The following is a 14,066-nucleotide window of genomic DNA, read 5'->3' on the forward strand; positions in this document are numbered from 1 at the left end:
TGCAAGAACAAAGGGCTGACACGGCAGGTTCGAGTGGCTATATCACCCCGGCCCGGCACGTCCGGGCTTTCGGCGTTTGACTGGATTTGAGACATGACGGGAACGACACGATCGAGCAACGGGCTGGACGACCGCCGCAAGCGGCTGCTGTTCCGCTGCTGGCACCGCGGCACGCGCGAGATGGACCTGATCCTCGGCCGCTTCGCCGATGCCGAGATCGGCAACCTGTCTGAGGCCGAGCTGACCGAGCTCGAGACCCTGCTCGAGGTCAACGATCCCGATCTCTATGCCGCCATCACGGGTGACAAGCTGCTGCCAGCCGACGTCAACGGCGCGTTGTTCGCCCGCATCAAGGCGTTTCCGATTGCGGACGGCGACTTATGAAGCTGGGCATGAAATCTCCGGCCGAGCTGCTGACGCCCGGCCGCGCGCTGACGCTTGCCAATGTTGCCGAGGGCGCCGAAGGCCTTATCGTCTCCGATCTCGCGCGGGCCGTTGCGGCGCGGCCGAAGAAGCCGGCCGTCAGCCTTGCGGTCGTCTGCCGCGACGGCGGACGCATGCAGCAGCTCGAACGGACGCTGCGATTCTTTGCGCCCGATCTGCCGGTGCTGACCTTTCCGGCCTGGGACTGCCAGCCCTATGACCGCGTTTCGCCGCATGGCGGCATCCTTGCGCAGCGCCTGACAACGCTGGCACGGCTCGCCGCGCTCACCGGCAGTGACAAGCCGCTGATCGTCCTGACGACGGTGAACGCCGTCGTGCAGCGCGTACCCGCGCGCGAGCTGGTCGCCGCCCAGGCACTCTCGGTCGCGCCCGGCAATGTCGTGCCGATGGACACCATCGTCGCCTGGCTCGAGCACAACGGCTACAACCGTTCCTCGACCGTGCGCGAACCCGGCGAGTACGCCGTGCGTGGCGGCATTCTCGATCTGTTTCCGGCCGGGCTCGAGCAGCCTGTTCGCTTCGACTTCTTCGGCGACAGCCTGGAATCGATACGCTCGTTCGATGCCGAGACGCAGCGCACGCTGCTCGACATGCGCTCGCTCGATCTTGTGCCGATCTCGGAATTCCAGCTCGTCACCGATACCATCCGCCGTTTCCGCATGGGCTATGTCGCCGAGTTCGGTGCGCCCGAGCGGGACGATGCGCTCTACGAGGCCGTCAGCGAAGGCCGCCGCCACCCTGGTATGGAGCACTGGCTGCCGCTGTTCCAGGACCGCATGGACACGCTGTTCGATTATCTGCAGGGCGCCGCGGTTGCGATCGAGCCGCAGGCCGAGGACGCCGTCCGCGAGCGCTTCAAGCAGATCCAGGACTATTACGAGGCCCGCCGCGATGCGATGGAGCATCCGGGCGGTGGCGCCATCTACAAGCCGCTGCCGCCGGATCGGCTCTATCTGACCGAGGAGGAGTGGGGCAAGCGCGAACGCGACATGCCGCTGATCCGGCTGACGGCCTTCTCCGTGCCGGCCGACGGCACCAGCGTCGTCGACGCCGGCGCGCGCAAGGGCCGCGACTTTGCGCCCGAGCGTAACGATACCACGGTCAACGTGTTCGAATCCGTCGTCAGCCACGTCATGGCGCTGCAAGCCCAACGCAAGAAGGTCGTGATCGCGCTGTGGAGCGAAGGCTCGCGCGACCGCATGACCTCGATGCTGCGCGATCACAAGCTTGCTCACACCACCAGCGTCAACGCCTGGCGGACGGTGCAGGCAACCCCGCGCAACGAGACCATGCTGGCCGTGCTCGGGCTCGAAAGCGGCTTCGAGACCGACGAGATCGCTGTCATCAGCGAGCAGGATATCCTGGGCGATCGTCTGGTGCGGCCGCGCAAGGCGAGCCGCAAGCTCGACAATTTCATCTCGGAGGTCACGAGCCTCACCGCCGGCGACATCGTCGTCCACGTCGATCACGGCATCGGTCGCTTCATTGGCCTGCAGACCCTCGACGTCGCCGGCGCGCCGCATGACTGTCTCGAGCTGCATTATGCCGCCGAGACCAAGCTGTTCCTGCCGGTCGAGAACATCGAACTGCTGTCGCGCTACGGCTCCGACCAGACCGCGGTCGAGCTTGATCGCCTTGGCGGCTCCGGCTGGCAGACCCGCAAGGCCAAACTCAAGAACCGTATCCGCGAGATCGCAGGCGAGTTGATCAAGATCGCCGCCGCGCGCCATCTGCACGAGGCGCCCAAACTGCCGGTGCAGCAGGGCCTCTATGACGAGTTCTGCGCGCGTTTCCCTTATGACGAGACCGAAGACCAGCTCGGGGCGATCGAATCCACGCTGAAGGACCTCGAGCTCGGCCGTCCCATGGACCGGCTGATCTGCGGCGACGTCGGCTTCGGCAAGACCGAGGTGGCGCTGCGCGCTGCGTTCGCCGTCGCGCTCGAAGGCAAGCAGGTCGCGGTCGTGGTGCCGACCACGCTGCTGGCGCGCCAGCACGCCAAAACCTTCACCGAGCGATTCAAGGGTTTTCCGGTGAATGTGGCGCAGGCCTCGCGCCTGGTCGCGACCAAGGAGCTCAACCTGGTCAAGAAGGGCATCGCCGACGGTTCGGTCGATATCGTCGTCGGCACCCACGCGCTGCTCGGCAAGGCGATCAAGTTCCGCGATCTCGGCCTCGTCATCGTCGACGAGGAGCAGCACTTTGGCGTCACGCACAAGGAGCGACTGAAGGCGCTGCGCTCCGAGGTGCATGTGCTGACGCTGTCGGCAACCCCGATCCCGCGCACGCTGCAATTGGCGCTCACCGGCGTCCGCGAGCTCTCGATCATTGCTTCGCCCCCGGTCGATCGCCTGGCGGTCCGCACTTTCGTTGCCCCGCACGATCCGTTGATGATCCGCGAGGCGCTGCTGCGCGAGCGCTATCGCGGCGGCCAGGCGTTCTACGTCGTGCCGCGCATCGACGATCTCGCCGAGGTCAAGGATTTCCTCGACAAGAACGTGCCGGAGATGAAGGTCGCGGTCGCGCACGGGCAGATGCCGCCCGCGGTGATCGAGGACATCATGACCGCGTTCTACGACGGCAAGTTCGACATCCTGCTCTCGACCACGATCGTCGAATCCGGCCTCGACATTCCCAACGCCAACACGCTGATCGTGCATCGCGCCGACATGTTCGGTCTCGCCCAGCTCTACCAGCTCCGCGGCCGCGTCGGCCGATCCAAGCTGCGGGCCTATGCGCTGTTCACGCTGCCGGCGCAGCAGAAGATCACCGCCCAGGCCGAGCGCCGGCTCACCGTGCTGCAATCGCTGGAGACGCTTGGCGCCGGCTTCCAACTCGCCTCGCATGACCTCGATATCCGCGGCGCCGGCAATCTTTTGGGCGAGGAACAGTCCGGCCACATCAAGGAGGTCGGTTTCGAGCTCTACCAGTCGATGCTGGAGGAAGCGATCGTCAACCTCAAGGCCGGCGTGTCCGAGCCCGCCGCGGACCGCTGGTCGCCGACGATCACCATCGGCATGCCCGTGCTGATCCCTGAGGATTACGTCGGCGATCTCTCGGTGCGCCTCTCGCTCTACCGGCGCCTCGCCGATCTCGACAGCGAGGAGGAGATCGAGAATTTTGGCGCCGAGATGCGCGACCGCTTCGGCGTGCTGCCGGACGAGGTGCGCTATCTCTTCAAGGTCGCCGCGATCAAGGCGTTCTGCCGCCAGGCCAATGTCGAGAAGATCGATGCGGGTCCAAAGGGCGCCGTCATCACCTTCCGCGACAATTCCTTCGCCTATCCCGATCGCCTGGTGTCGTTCATCAAGAGCCACGGCCAGGCCGCCAAGGTGCGGCCCGACATGAAGGTGGTGTTCCTGCAGGATTGGGAAACCCCGGAAGAGCGTCTCGCCGGCACCACGGAGATCATGCGGCAATTGTCGCAGCTCGCGCAGAAAAAGAAGGCGGCGTGAGAGCTATCGCTCTCGCCACGTCATTGCGAGGAGCGCCTTCGACGAAGCAATCCAGAATCTTTCCGCTGAGAGATTCCGAATAACTTCGCGACGTTCGCAATGACGGAGGCTGTTGAGGCAGTCGGCCAAAAAGCTACGACGCCGCCCGCGACGCGTCCGCCGATAGCCGGCCCAGCAACGACCTCGCCGTATCCGATGGCGACAACGAATCCACTGATACGACGGGATCGCTGCGCATCTCGTGCTTGCCGTTGGACGTGTGCTTCATCACCGCCGACAGGCGGCGGGCGATCATGTGCGCCGTGCGGAAATCCGTCTCCGCGAACACCACGATCACCGAGCCGTCCTTCTGTGCCGCGCCAAAGTCCATCTGCCGCATCAGGCGGCTGAGGATGCGCGCGGCATCGAGCTGCGCGCGGGGATTGCCGGGATCGAAGGCGAAGCGCGCCACCGACAGGCCGCCGCCGCGCGCGAGCGTCTGCTCCACGGCCTTGGAGAAATCGCGGGCAAAGGCTTCGACCGTCAAGAGACCGCTGCGCGGATCGAGCCAGCCGCCGGCGTCGATCGAGCGCAGCGTCCGGCTCAATTGCGCTTCCATGGCGTGCTGGCGGATCAGCGGCAGCGCGTTGGCCGCGACCTTGGCGGGCTCGCCCGCGATCAGCTCGAGGTTGGGCAGATCGTAGCTCTGGGTGAGCTGGTGCGCGGTGACGACCACGGGCAGGTTGCGGAAGCGAGTGTCCTCCGCGAGCACGGTAAGGAAAGCGTCGGTGACGCGCGGCGTAAATCCGTCGGAGAGCACGACGCCGTCGATGTCGCGGGTGTTGAGATGCTTGGCCGCGGCCTCGATCGAGAGCGCGCCGACGACGCCGGTACGCTCGCCGAGCGCGACGGAGAGGGCAGGATAAGCAGCGCCGCGGCCGATCAACAGCACGATGGCATCGCGCACCGGATCGGCCTCCGGCAGTGCCACCTTCGCCTCCGGCAGCCGGCGCAGCACGGTGGCATGCAGCGTGCGGACGCGAATCGCGGCGCGCAGGCGCGCGATCAGGCGTTCGGCAGCGTTGCCGCGCGTGGAGAACGGCAGCGCGTTGTGGGGTAGCGTGGCCTGCGCATCGAGCGCGACCAGCGGGAGATACAGCGGCTGATCGGCGATCTTCTTTGCGAGCAGGGGCATATGTGCTTCGTGCCCGCCGGACATCGCGGCGAGGACCGCGGCCGGCTGCACCTGCTCGACGGCACGTGCGGCGCTCGCCCAATCGGTGTCGACGACCGGGAACAGACGGGCCTCGTCCAGCGCCGCAATGAAGGCGGGGCGCTCGGTATTGGATACAAACAGGATCGGGCCCGCCTGGGACATCAGGAAACTCTGATCACGCAATCGACGCTGCGCAATCTAGTCCGCTCGCCTTAATGCAGCGTCAATGTTCCCTGCGAAACTGTTCCTAGATCGGGCCTGAGCGGTCGCGAAAAGCCTCGACCATCAGGGGGTTAAGGCCAAGTTCGCTGAGCGCCTCGCGGGCGCGGGCATTGTCCTGGGCCCGGCCCGCCAGCCGATGGCCGGAGAGGCGGTCGGGCAGGGCGGTGAGCAGCGCACCCTGGCCGAGCCGGCGCGCCCATTCCTGAAGGTCGTTGGACAGGAAGCGATAGCCGCCGACGGCCATGATGCCTGATGGCGGCGCGGTGATGCAGATCGCGCCGCTGGCCCGGTCGATCCGGGCGGCATATCCGGTATCGACATAGTCGCGCGGCGGCTGCGCGGTCAGCGTCTCGCCGACCGGCTGTGGTGGCGCGTAGGCTGCGATCGGCACCATCGGGCCGCGCAGGCCGAGCGTGCCCTTTTGGGTCAACAGGATCTCGCCTGCGATCGACGACCCCGCCTGCTCGCGCGGCGCCCCGTGCGGCCCGGGCATCACCGCGACAGGGATGCCGTCCTCGCCGCGCCGGGCGCCGAACAGACCGGCTTCGCCGAACAGATAGATGTCGGTGAGCGGCGCATGCGGCGCGATCCAGGCTTCGCTCGCCGCCACCTGCTCCGGCGCGCGCCACAGACCGATGACGTTGCGCAAGGTCGGCATCCGCGCCGCCAGACCGGAATCGCCGAGGCGCAGCGCGAGCTGGGCCGGCGCGATCAGCACGTCGCATTCGTGCTCGTTGATTTGCTGCTCGAGCACCTCGCTCTCGAAGGGATGATGCAGCGCCAGCGTGCCGCCGCACAGCAGCCACACCGCGAGCGAGGAAGCGAGGCCGGCGAACGACATCGGCGCGAACGCCGACATCACGGTCGCGCCCTGCTGGATGTCGGCTTCCAGCGACATCGCAAGGCCACCTGCGATCAGGCTGAAATGCGGCCGCGGCACCGGGCGGAAACCCTCTGCCGTGACGTCGAAGGAGATCATCGCCGCCTTGCGGCCGTCCTGGATCACCGCGCGCGTGGCACCGGGCGGACGCGCCAGCACCTCGTCGAGAGAGGCCATGCCCTCAGGCAAATCGGTTCCGAAGCCGAACACGTGGCGGATCGAGAACGCCTCGGCGGCTGCGTGCATGGCAAGATCGGCATAGCTGATGCCGTCGACCTTGCTCATGGTGACGATGGCGCGCGCCGCGGTGCGGTTGAGCGCGGCTGCAAGCTCCGCCTGCCGCCACAGCAGCGGCAGCACGGCGACAACGAGGCCGGCGCGATGGGCCGCCAGCACCGTCAGCACGAACTCGACCGTCGCGGGCAACTGGATCGCGATCACCGAATTGGCCGGCAAGCCCGATTCGACGAAATGCGCCGACAGTGCCTCGATGGCGGCGTCGGCTTCGGCGTAGGTCATCCGCCGCGGCTGGTGCCCGGTGATACGGGATTTGTTGAGGGGATCGAGCAGAGCGGGCGCGTGCGGCTGCCGCATCAGCGTCCGCTGGAACAGCGTGTCGAGCGTAGGCGATACGGCTTGCTGGTTCACGGCGTCACTTCGCTGGACTGGCTTGAGGCACACCCTTCGCCCACCAGGTCTCCGGCAGGTAGCCGGAGAGTGCGGTGGTCGATGGTCGTTCTATCCGATTCCAGCGCGCGATCCATTGCTCGGATACGTTAAACAGGGGGATTGTGTAGAAGCCCGCCATCAGAGCGCGGTCGAGTGCCCGCACCGCCGAGACAAATTCCCCGTGATCGCGGGCCTCCAGCAGGGCCCTGATCATGGCGTCGACGGCGGGATCCCTGGCTCCCATGTAGTTGCGGGTGCCCGGATTGTCCGCGGCCGCGCTGCCCCAGTAAAAATACTGCTCGTTGCCGGGCGAGAGCGACTGGTCCCATCGGTTCTGGATCATGTCGAACTCGTAGGACAGCCGGCGCTGATCGAACTGCACGGGATCGACGGTGCGCACGCTCGCGTCGATGCCGGCGCGCTTGAGGTCCCGCTGGAAGGCGAGCGCGATGCGCTCCTGGTCGCGCGTCGTCACCAGCATCTCGAAGGTGAAGGGCGCCTTCGTGGTGCGGTTGCGCAGGATGGTACCCTCGAGATCGTAGCCGGCGTCCGACAGCAACTTCAGCGCCGCGCGCAGCGTGGTGCGGTCGCGTCCCGATCCATCGGTGACCGGCAGGCGGTAGCTGCCATCCATGATGTCTTCGGGGATCTGCGCGGCGAAGGGTTTCAGGAGCTCGCGCTCACGCGCATCCGCTGGCCGCCCATAGGCCGAGAGGTCGGAGCCCGCGAAATAGCCGGCGACGCGCGAATAGAGCGAGAAGAAATAGTTGCGGTTGACCAGCTCGAAATCGAACAGCTGCGTCAGCGCCTGGCGCACGCGGATGTCGGCGAAGATCGGACGCCTGGTGTTGAACACCAGGAATTCCGAGGGCTGCGGCAGACCGGGCTTGAAGGTGTCGCGGATCACCTCGCCGTTTTTTGCGGCCGGAAAATCGTAGCCCTCGTGCCAGCGCAACGGCTCGTTCTCGACGCGGAAATCATAGAGGCCGCGCTTGAAGGCTTCGAACTGGCCGTTGCCCTCGCGGTAATAGTCGAGCCGGATCTCGTCGAAGTTGAAGAGACCGCGATTGATGGGAAGATCGCGGCCCCAATAATCGGGATTCCGCGTCAGCGTGACGCTGGCGCCGGGCTTCACCGCAGTGACGCGGTAGGGGCCCGAGGCGATCGGACCGGTCAGCGTCGTCTCCTCGAAGGTCGCGACATCGACCGCGTGCTTCGGCAGGATCGGCATCAGGCCGAGGATCAGCGGCAGTTCGCGGTCGTCGGCGCCGGTGAGGTCGAAGCGGACGGTGAGGGGATCGGTCGCCTCCGCCTTGGCGACCTTGGCGTAATATTGCCGGAGGTTCGGACGGCCATGGTCACGCAGCAATTGCCAGGAGAACAGCACGTCCTCGGCTTGCACCGGCTTGCCGTCGGAGAAGCGGGCGCGGGGATCGAGACGGAACGTGACGTAGCTCCGCTCCTTGTCGGTCTCGACGGTCTTGGCGAGCAGGCCGTAGAGCGTGAATGGCTCGTCCTGGCCGCGCGCCATCAGGCTCTCGACCACATAGGCGCGGATCGGCTGCACGGCCAATCCTTTCACGATGAACGGATTGAGACTGTCGAACGTGCCGAGAATGCCCCAAGTCAGCCGGCCGCCCTTGGGGGCATCGGGATTGGCGTAGGGCATGTGGGTGAAATCGGCCGGCAGTGCCGGCTTGCCATGCATGGCGATCGCATGGGCCTCCTCGGCCCGCGCTGCATTGGCCGTAAGGATCAGGACGAGACTGCAAAGGCGGACAAGGCTGCAAAGGCGGACGCTTGGGCCCTCGAGCAGGCGTTGGAACATGAACATTCGGACACGTTGATTCGAGGGGCGTGCCCTGAATCCTATCACAGGGATTTCACTGGGCGCCCGCCCGGATAGGGGCAAAGACGCTTGTCGGCATTGATCTTTCCGTCGACCACGTTAAGAAGGCACGCAATCGCGCAGGAGCGCCGAGCCCGTCACTTATCCGCCTCAATTGACGGGGAGAGAGCCGCGCCCAAGGCGGCTTGGTTCGGTGCTTCGGAGCGGTTCGGGCACTTCCCGTTCAGAAAGGGTTTTCTGCAATGAATTTCCGTTATTTGGCCGCGTCCGTCCGGCCGCGCGGGCGACTTCTCGCCCTGTTGACGGCGACGGCATTGGTCGTCCCGTTTGCCGCTGAGGCCCAGGCGCCCGCACCGAAGGCTGCCCCGAAAGCTGCTCCGAAGGCTGCCCCCAAGGCTCCGGCGCCGGCTCCACAGGCCCAGCAGGCCCCGGCGCAGCAGGGCGCTCCGGCGGCTCAGGGCGCCCAGCCTGCGGATCAGCAGATCCAGCTGATCTACGCACCCTGGACCAAGTTCTGCCTCAAGGGCCAGGAGGCCAACGCCAAGCAGGTGTGCTTCACCGGCAAGGACGGCCGCATCGAATCGGGCCAGCCGGTCATCGCGGCCGTGATCATCGAGCCGGAAGGCGAGCCCAAGAAGATCCTGCGCGTGACGCTGCCGCTCGGCATGCAACTCGTGCACGGCACCCGCATCATCGTCGACAACAATCCGCCGCTGCAGAGCCCGTACGTGATCTGCTTCCAGAACGGCTGCATGTCGGACTACGAGGCAACCCCCGAGCTCATCGCAAACCTGAAGAAGGGCCAGAATCTCGTTGTCCAAGCGATCAACGCCAATGGTCAGCCGCTGACCCTGCCGTTGCCGCTCACGGGTGAATTCCAGAAGGCCTATGACGGTCCGCCGACCGATCCGAAGGTGTTCGAGGAAAACCAGAAGAAGCTCCAGGAAGAGCTTCAGAAGAAGGCTGAAGAGCAACGCAAGAAGCTCGAGCAGAGCGGCGGCGCGCCTAGTGCGCCTCCGGCCGCGCAGAAGTAATCGGGCCAAATCCCGGACATGAAAAAGGCGCTCATCTCGAGCGCCTTTTTTGCTGACCGCGTGACGGCGGTGAAACTCAGTCAACCGAGCTCGGCTCAGTTCAGTGACGGATTGCGCGGGCGGTAGCCGCCGTCCTTGTTCTTGATGAAGATCTCGGCGACCTGGGAGTGGCGGATCGGCTCGCCGGACTCGTCGGGCAAAAGGTTCTGCTCGGAGACGTAGGCGACGTACTCGGACTCCGCGTTTTCCGCGAGCAGGTGGTAGAACGGTTGGTCCTTGTGGGGCCGCACCTCTTCGGGGATCGACAGCCACCACTCCTCGGTGTTGTTGAATTCCGGATCGATGTCGAAGATCACCCCCCGGAACGAGAAGATCCGGTGGCGCACGACCTGTCCGATCTGGAATTTGGCTGTCCGCGCTTTAATCATCCTTCGTCGATAGACCAGGATTGTGGCCGATGCTAGTGCCCTGATCCGGAATTAACCCGCGGCTGCGCGGCAGATAGCTCCCAAATCCTCAGAAAACACTTCATCAATGGTCGATATCCTCAATCTGGCGCTACCTTATTTCGGCTTGATCTTCGTCGGATTCGCCTGCGGCAAGGCCAAGTCGCTGCCGGAATCAGGCCTCGCCTGGATGAACTTCTTCCTGCTCTACGTGTCGCTGCCGGCGCTGCTGTTCGCGATCATGTCGAAGACGCCGTTTTCGGAATTGAACAACCCGCCGTTCCTGGTCGCGACCACGCTGTCGACGGTTGCGGCGTTCACCATCGCGCTGGTCGTCGGCAAGGTGCTCGGCGGGCTGTCCCTGCGCGAGGCGACGCTCGCGGGCCTCTCAGGCGGCTACGGCAATATCGGCTACATGGGCCCGGGACTGGCGCTCGCCGTGCTCGGGTCGAAAGCGGCGGCGCCGACCGCGCTGATCTTCTGCTGCGACAGCATCTTCCTGTTCACCATCGTGCCGCTGCTGATCGAACTGTCAGACCGCGATCATCCATCGATCGTTCACGCCTTCGGCGTCGTGCTGAAGCAGATCGTGCTCAACCCGCTGATCATGTCGGCCTGCTTTGGCGCAGCGGTGGCTGCGCTCCATATCGAGCTGCCGGTGGCGCTCGACCGCACCATCACCTTCCTCCAGAATGCGGCGGCGCCGACTGCGCTGTTCGTGCTCGGCGTGACGGTGGCGCTGCGGCCGTTCGACCGCGTGCCCTGGGAGGTGCCTGGCGTGATCGCGGTCAAACTCCTGATCCATCCGCTCGCGGCATTCGGCCTGATGCTGGCATTCGGTCCGTTCGCACAGCCCTGGGCCGCGACGGCCATCCTGATGGCCTCGCTGCCGCCGGCGCTGAATGTGTTCGTGATCGCCCGGCAAAACGATGCGTGGATCGAATCCGCCTCCGTCGCCGTGCTGCTCGGCACGTTTGCATCCGTGGTCACGCTGACCAGCGTGATGTGGCTGCTTCAAACCGGGCGATTGGTGTTTCCGTAGATCCTACCTGCGCGCAAACTACCTGCGCCAAACTACCTGCGCCAAGTCGGCGTCAGCCCTTCGCGCATCGCAAAGCGCCGGAGCGGGCCGATGGCGCCGAGCAGGTGCATGCCGACGGCGCGGACCGGCTGGAGCGGCAGGAAGTCGTTGAGCAGCGAGCGATTGGCGATGTCGATCGCAAAGGTCCGGCTCAAAATATCGGGCCGGCGTGCCCGATCATATCTCCTCAGCACGTCGTCCGTGCCGGGATCCTGCCCGGATGCGACGGCTTCGCCGGCAAGGCGGGCAATGTCGGCTGCATCCCGCAAGCCGAGATTGAGGCCCTGGGCGCCGATCGGCGGAACCACATGGGCGGCTTCGCCGACCAGCGCGATGCGGTCGCGCGCGAACGATTGCGGCCGTTCGATCGCGAGCGGGAACATGTTGCGGCCGGGCTCGACCGTCATCCGGCCGAGGATCGAATGCGACTGTTTCTCGATCGCGGCGGAGAGTTCCTCGTCGCTGAGAGCCCGAAGCCGCTCGGCCTCCGCGGGGGCAGAGACCCAGACGATGCTGCAGCGGTTGCCGGGCAGGGGTACGAACACACAGGGCCCGTGCGGAGTGTGGAACTCGGTCGACACATTGCGATGTGGCCTGGCATGGCTGACGTTGAAGGTCAGGGCGGTCTGCGTCAGGTCGCGCCGCGTGACCGCGATGCCGGCCGCCTCCCGGCACAGCGAGTGCCGGCCGTCGGCGCCGACCACGAGCCGGGCCGAGAGGAATTGCCCGGACGCCGTGCGGATGGCGACGTCATCGGCTTCGATGACGGCGCTCTCGGCCTCGTCGTCGAAGCGGACGAGATTGGGCAGCTCGGCCGCGCGCGCTTCCAGCGCCAGCATCAGCGAGCGGTTGTCGATGTTGTAGCCGAACGCGTCGCGGCCGATCTCGTGACAGGAGAACCGGACCTCCGGCGCGCGGAACAGCCTGTTGGTGTCGTCGACGAGGCGCATCACTTCGAGGGCGGCTGCCTTGTCCTTGCAGCGAGGCCAGACGTCGAGGCTCTCCAGGAGATCGACCGAGGCGCCCAGCAGCGCGGTGGTCCTGTTGTCGGCATAGGGCAGGCGCCGCGCCACCAGCGCGGTTCGCGCCCCTCGCTGCGCCAGGGCAATTCCGGCCGCAAGGCCGGCCGGTCCACCGCCGATAACGCTTACGTCAAAGAGTGTCGGTGCGTCTGTCATGTCACGACATTTGACACGCCCCGCGGCAAATTCAAGCCCACCTATTTTGCCTGATTTTATGACTGATAGCGCGGCGCAATGCCGCGACGGCGGATGTGCAAACCGGTCCCGTTCTGGTAGCAGAAAGCATGGACAGCCAAGAGGATTCCCTCAAGCCGACCCCCGCGATCCGTGCCGCGGCGTTCTCGGTGCACATCTTCACCGCCTTCGGCGCGGCCATCGCGCTGCTGGCGATGCTGGAGGCCGTGCGCGAGCACTGGGCGGCGATGTTCGGTTGGCTGGGCGTCGCGCTCATCATCGATGCGATCGACGGGCCGATCGCGCGCCTGCTCGACGTCAAGAATGTGCAGCCGAACTGGTCGGGCGATGTGCTTGACCTCGTGGTCGATTTCGTCACCTATGTGTTCGTGCCCGCCTATGCGATCGTGGCGAGCGGCATGCTGCTGCCGGTGGCGGCGCCCTTGCTCGGCATCGCCATCATCGTCACCAGCGCGCTCTATTTCGCCGATCTGCGCATGAAGGCGGACGACAACCATTTCCGCGGCTTTCCGGCGCTGTGGAATGCGGCGGCGTTCTATCTGTTCCTGCTGCACTGGCCGCCGCTGTCGTCGACGCTGCTGGTCGCAGCCCTCGTGGTGCTGACCTTCGTGCCGTTCCACGTGCTGCATCCGGTCCGCGTCGTGCGGCTGCGCTGGCTGACGATGTCGCTGATCGCGCTATGGGCAGTGCTCGGGTTCTATGCGCTGGAGATGGATTTTCGCGTCGGCGCCGGCGTGACTGTCGCGCTGTGCGCGATCGCGCTCTGGATCGCCTTCAGCGATGCATTGATCCGGTTGGTGAGGTCCTTCACGTGATGCATTTGTTGACCAGCCCCGAGGCCTGGGCCGCGCTGCTGACCCTGACTTCGCTCGAGATCGTGCTCGGCATCGACAACGTCATCTTCCTGTCGGTGATCGTCTCGCGCATCCCCGAGCCGCAGGCCCATCGTGCGCGCCAGATCGGGCTGGCGCTGGCGCTGGTCTTCCGCATCATCCTGCTCAGCGTGCTGGTCTGGCTGATCGGCCTGACGGCGCCGGTGTTTTCGCTCGCTGGCTACGATTTCTCGTGGCGCGACCTCATCCTGATCGGCGGCGGCCTGTTCCTGATCGCCAAGGCAACCCACGAGATCCACGCCGAAGTCGACGCCGACGACGAGGAGGGCGAGGGCAAGTCCGCTCGCAGCGCCTTCTTCTGGGTGATCGCTCAGATCGTCGTCATCGACATCGTGTTCTCGCTCGACTCGATCATCACCGCGATCGGCATGGCGCAGGACATCGAGATCATGATCGCGGCCGTCGTGATCGCCTGCCTGATCATGTACATTTCGTCGGGACCCGTGGCGCGATTCGTCGCGGAACATCCGACCACCAAGATGCTGGCGCTGGCATTTCTGGTGTTGATCGGCGTCGCCCTGGTCGCGGACGGATTCAAATTCCATATCCCGCGCGGCTACATCTATTTCGCAATTGCGTTCTCTGCGGCGGTGGAATTCTTCAACGTGCTGGCCAAGCGCAACCGCAAGAAAAAGCCCGGCTAGCCGCTCCGGCTGGCGTCGAGTTGACAAGGCAAGCGCT

The 14,066-nt window shown here is 65.6% G+C and carries 11 protein-coding genes; 6 read left to right on the plus strand and 5 right to left on the minus strand.

The features are described 5' to 3' along the window. The first annotated feature begins 93 nt into the window (after window positions 1–93). Together XH90_RS18810 and mfd are read left to right on the plus strand one after the other, a co-directional pair. Window positions 94–384 carry a succinate dehydrogenase assembly factor 2 gene (locus XH90_RS18810; RefSeq protein ID WP_194475850.1) on the plus strand — a complete coding sequence of 97 codons (291 nt, stop codon included), beginning with the start codon at window positions 94–96 and terminating at the stop codon, window positions 382–384. Continuing rightward, window positions 381–3,899 (plus strand): transcription-repair coupling factor, encoded by a 3,519-nt coding sequence (gene mfd, locus XH90_RS18815; protein WP_194475851.1) that lies wholly within the window; start codon window positions 381–383, stop codon window positions 3,897–3,899. The genes XH90_RS18810 and mfd overlap by 4 nt, the downstream gene beginning before the upstream one ends. Before the next feature lie 133 nt (window positions 3,900–4,032). Here the strand turns inward: mfd and XH90_RS18820 are convergent, their stop codons facing one another. The 3 genes from XH90_RS18820 to XH90_RS18830 all read right to left on the minus strand — a co-directional run bounded on the left by XH90_RS18820 (window position 4,033) and on the right by XH90_RS18830 (window position 8,699). Further along, window positions 4,033–5,256 carry a GGDEF domain-containing protein gene (locus XH90_RS18820; RefSeq protein WP_194475852.1) on the minus strand — a complete coding sequence of 408 codons (1,224 nt, stop codon included), beginning with the start codon at window positions 5,254–5,256 and terminating at the stop codon, window positions 4,033–4,035. An 85-nt stretch (window positions 5,257–5,341) separates the two neighbouring features. Next, complete coding sequence (locus XH90_RS18825) at window positions 5,342–6,844, minus strand: class I adenylate-forming enzyme family protein (RefSeq protein WP_194475853.1); 1,503 nt, start codon at window positions 6,842–6,844, stop codon at window positions 5,342–5,344. Between the two features lie 4 nt (window positions 6,845–6,848). Next, window positions 6,849–8,699 (minus strand): extracellular solute-binding protein, encoded by a 1,851-nt coding sequence (locus XH90_RS18830; RefSeq protein WP_194475854.1) that lies wholly within the window; start codon window positions 8,697–8,699, stop codon window positions 6,849–6,851. Window positions 8,700–8,956: 257 nt separating this feature from the next. Between XH90_RS18830 and XH90_RS18835 the strand changes: the two genes are divergently transcribed. Next, window positions 8,957–9,748 carry an invasion associated locus B family protein gene (locus tag XH90_RS18835; RefSeq protein WP_194475855.1) on the plus strand — a complete coding sequence of 264 codons (792 nt, stop codon included), beginning with the start codon at window positions 8,957–8,959 and terminating at the stop codon, window positions 9,746–9,748. 95 nt (window positions 9,749–9,843) lie between these two features. On the opposite strand, the gene hspQ is transcribed toward XH90_RS18835, so the two are convergent. Further along, window positions 9,844–10,176 (minus strand): heat shock protein HspQ, encoded by a 333-nt coding sequence (gene hspQ / locus XH90_RS18840; RefSeq protein ID WP_018317973.1) that lies wholly within the window; start codon window positions 10,174–10,176, stop codon window positions 9,844–9,846. 106 nt (window positions 10,177–10,282) lie between these two features. Between hspQ and XH90_RS18845 the strand changes: the two genes are divergently transcribed. Continuing rightward, on the plus strand, window positions 10,283–11,236 hold the full coding sequence (locus XH90_RS18845) for an AEC family transporter (RefSeq protein WP_194475856.1): 954 nt from the start codon (window positions 10,283–10,285) through the stop codon (window positions 11,234–11,236). Window positions 11,237–11,268: 32 nt separating this feature from the next. Here XH90_RS18845 and XH90_RS18850 read toward each other — a convergent pair whose 3' ends face one another. Further along, window positions 11,269–12,453 carry a UbiH/UbiF family hydroxylase gene (locus XH90_RS18850; protein WP_194475857.1) on the minus strand — a complete coding sequence of 395 codons (1,185 nt, stop codon included), beginning with the start codon at window positions 12,451–12,453 and terminating at the stop codon, window positions 11,269–11,271. Window positions 12,454–12,581: 128 nt separating this feature from the next. Between XH90_RS18850 and pcsA the strand changes: the two genes are divergently transcribed. Then, on the plus strand, window positions 12,582–13,307 hold the full coding sequence (gene pcsA / locus XH90_RS18855; protein ID WP_194475858.1) for a phosphatidylcholine synthase: 726 nt from the start codon (window positions 12,582–12,584) through the stop codon (window positions 13,305–13,307). Beyond that, on the plus strand, window positions 13,304–14,029 hold the full coding sequence (locus XH90_RS18860; protein ID WP_194475859.1) for a TerC family protein: 726 nt from the start codon (window positions 13,304–13,306) through the stop codon (window positions 14,027–14,029). The genes pcsA and XH90_RS18860 overlap by 4 nt, the downstream gene beginning before the upstream one ends. The last annotated feature ends 37 nt before the right edge of the window (window positions 14,030–14,066 follow it).

The sequence above is a fragment of the Bradyrhizobium sp. CCBAU 53338 genome, from assembly GCF_015291665.1.
In the GTDB taxonomy this organism is placed as follows: Bacteria; Pseudomonadota; Alphaproteobacteria; order Rhizobiales; family Xanthobacteraceae; genus Bradyrhizobium.

Coding starts and splice junctions, on each gene's coding strand:
- XH90_RS18810 (WP_194475850.1), top strand. CDS start 94: ATGACGGGAACGACACGATCGAGCAACGGGCTGGACGACCGCCGCAAG.
- mfd (WP_194475851.1), top strand. CDS start 381: ATGAAGCTGGGCATGAAATCTCCGGCCGAGCTGCTGACGCCCGGCCGC.
- XH90_RS18820 (WP_194475852.1), bottom strand. CDS start 5,256: ATGTCCCAGGCGGGCCCGATCCTGTTTGTATCCAATACCGAGCGCCCC.
- XH90_RS18830 (WP_194475854.1), bottom strand. CDS start 8,699: ATGTTCATGTTCCAACGCCTGCTCGAGGGCCCAAGCGTCCGCCTTTGC.
- XH90_RS18835 (WP_194475855.1), top strand. CDS start 8,957: ATGAATTTCCGTTATTTGGCCGCGTCCGTCCGGCCGCGCGGGCGACTT.
- hspQ (WP_018317973.1), bottom strand. CDS start 10,176: ATGATTAAAGCGCGGACAGCCAAATTCCAGATCGGACAGGTCGTGCGC.
- XH90_RS18845 (WP_194475856.1), top strand. CDS start 10,283: ATGGTCGATATCCTCAATCTGGCGCTACCTTATTTCGGCTTGATCTTC.
- XH90_RS18850 (WP_194475857.1), bottom strand. CDS start 12,453: ATGACAGACGCACCGACACTCTTTGACGTAAGCGTTATCGGCGGTGGA.
- pcsA (WP_194475858.1), top strand. CDS start 12,582: ATGGACAGCCAAGAGGATTCCCTCAAGCCGACCCCCGCGATCCGTGCC.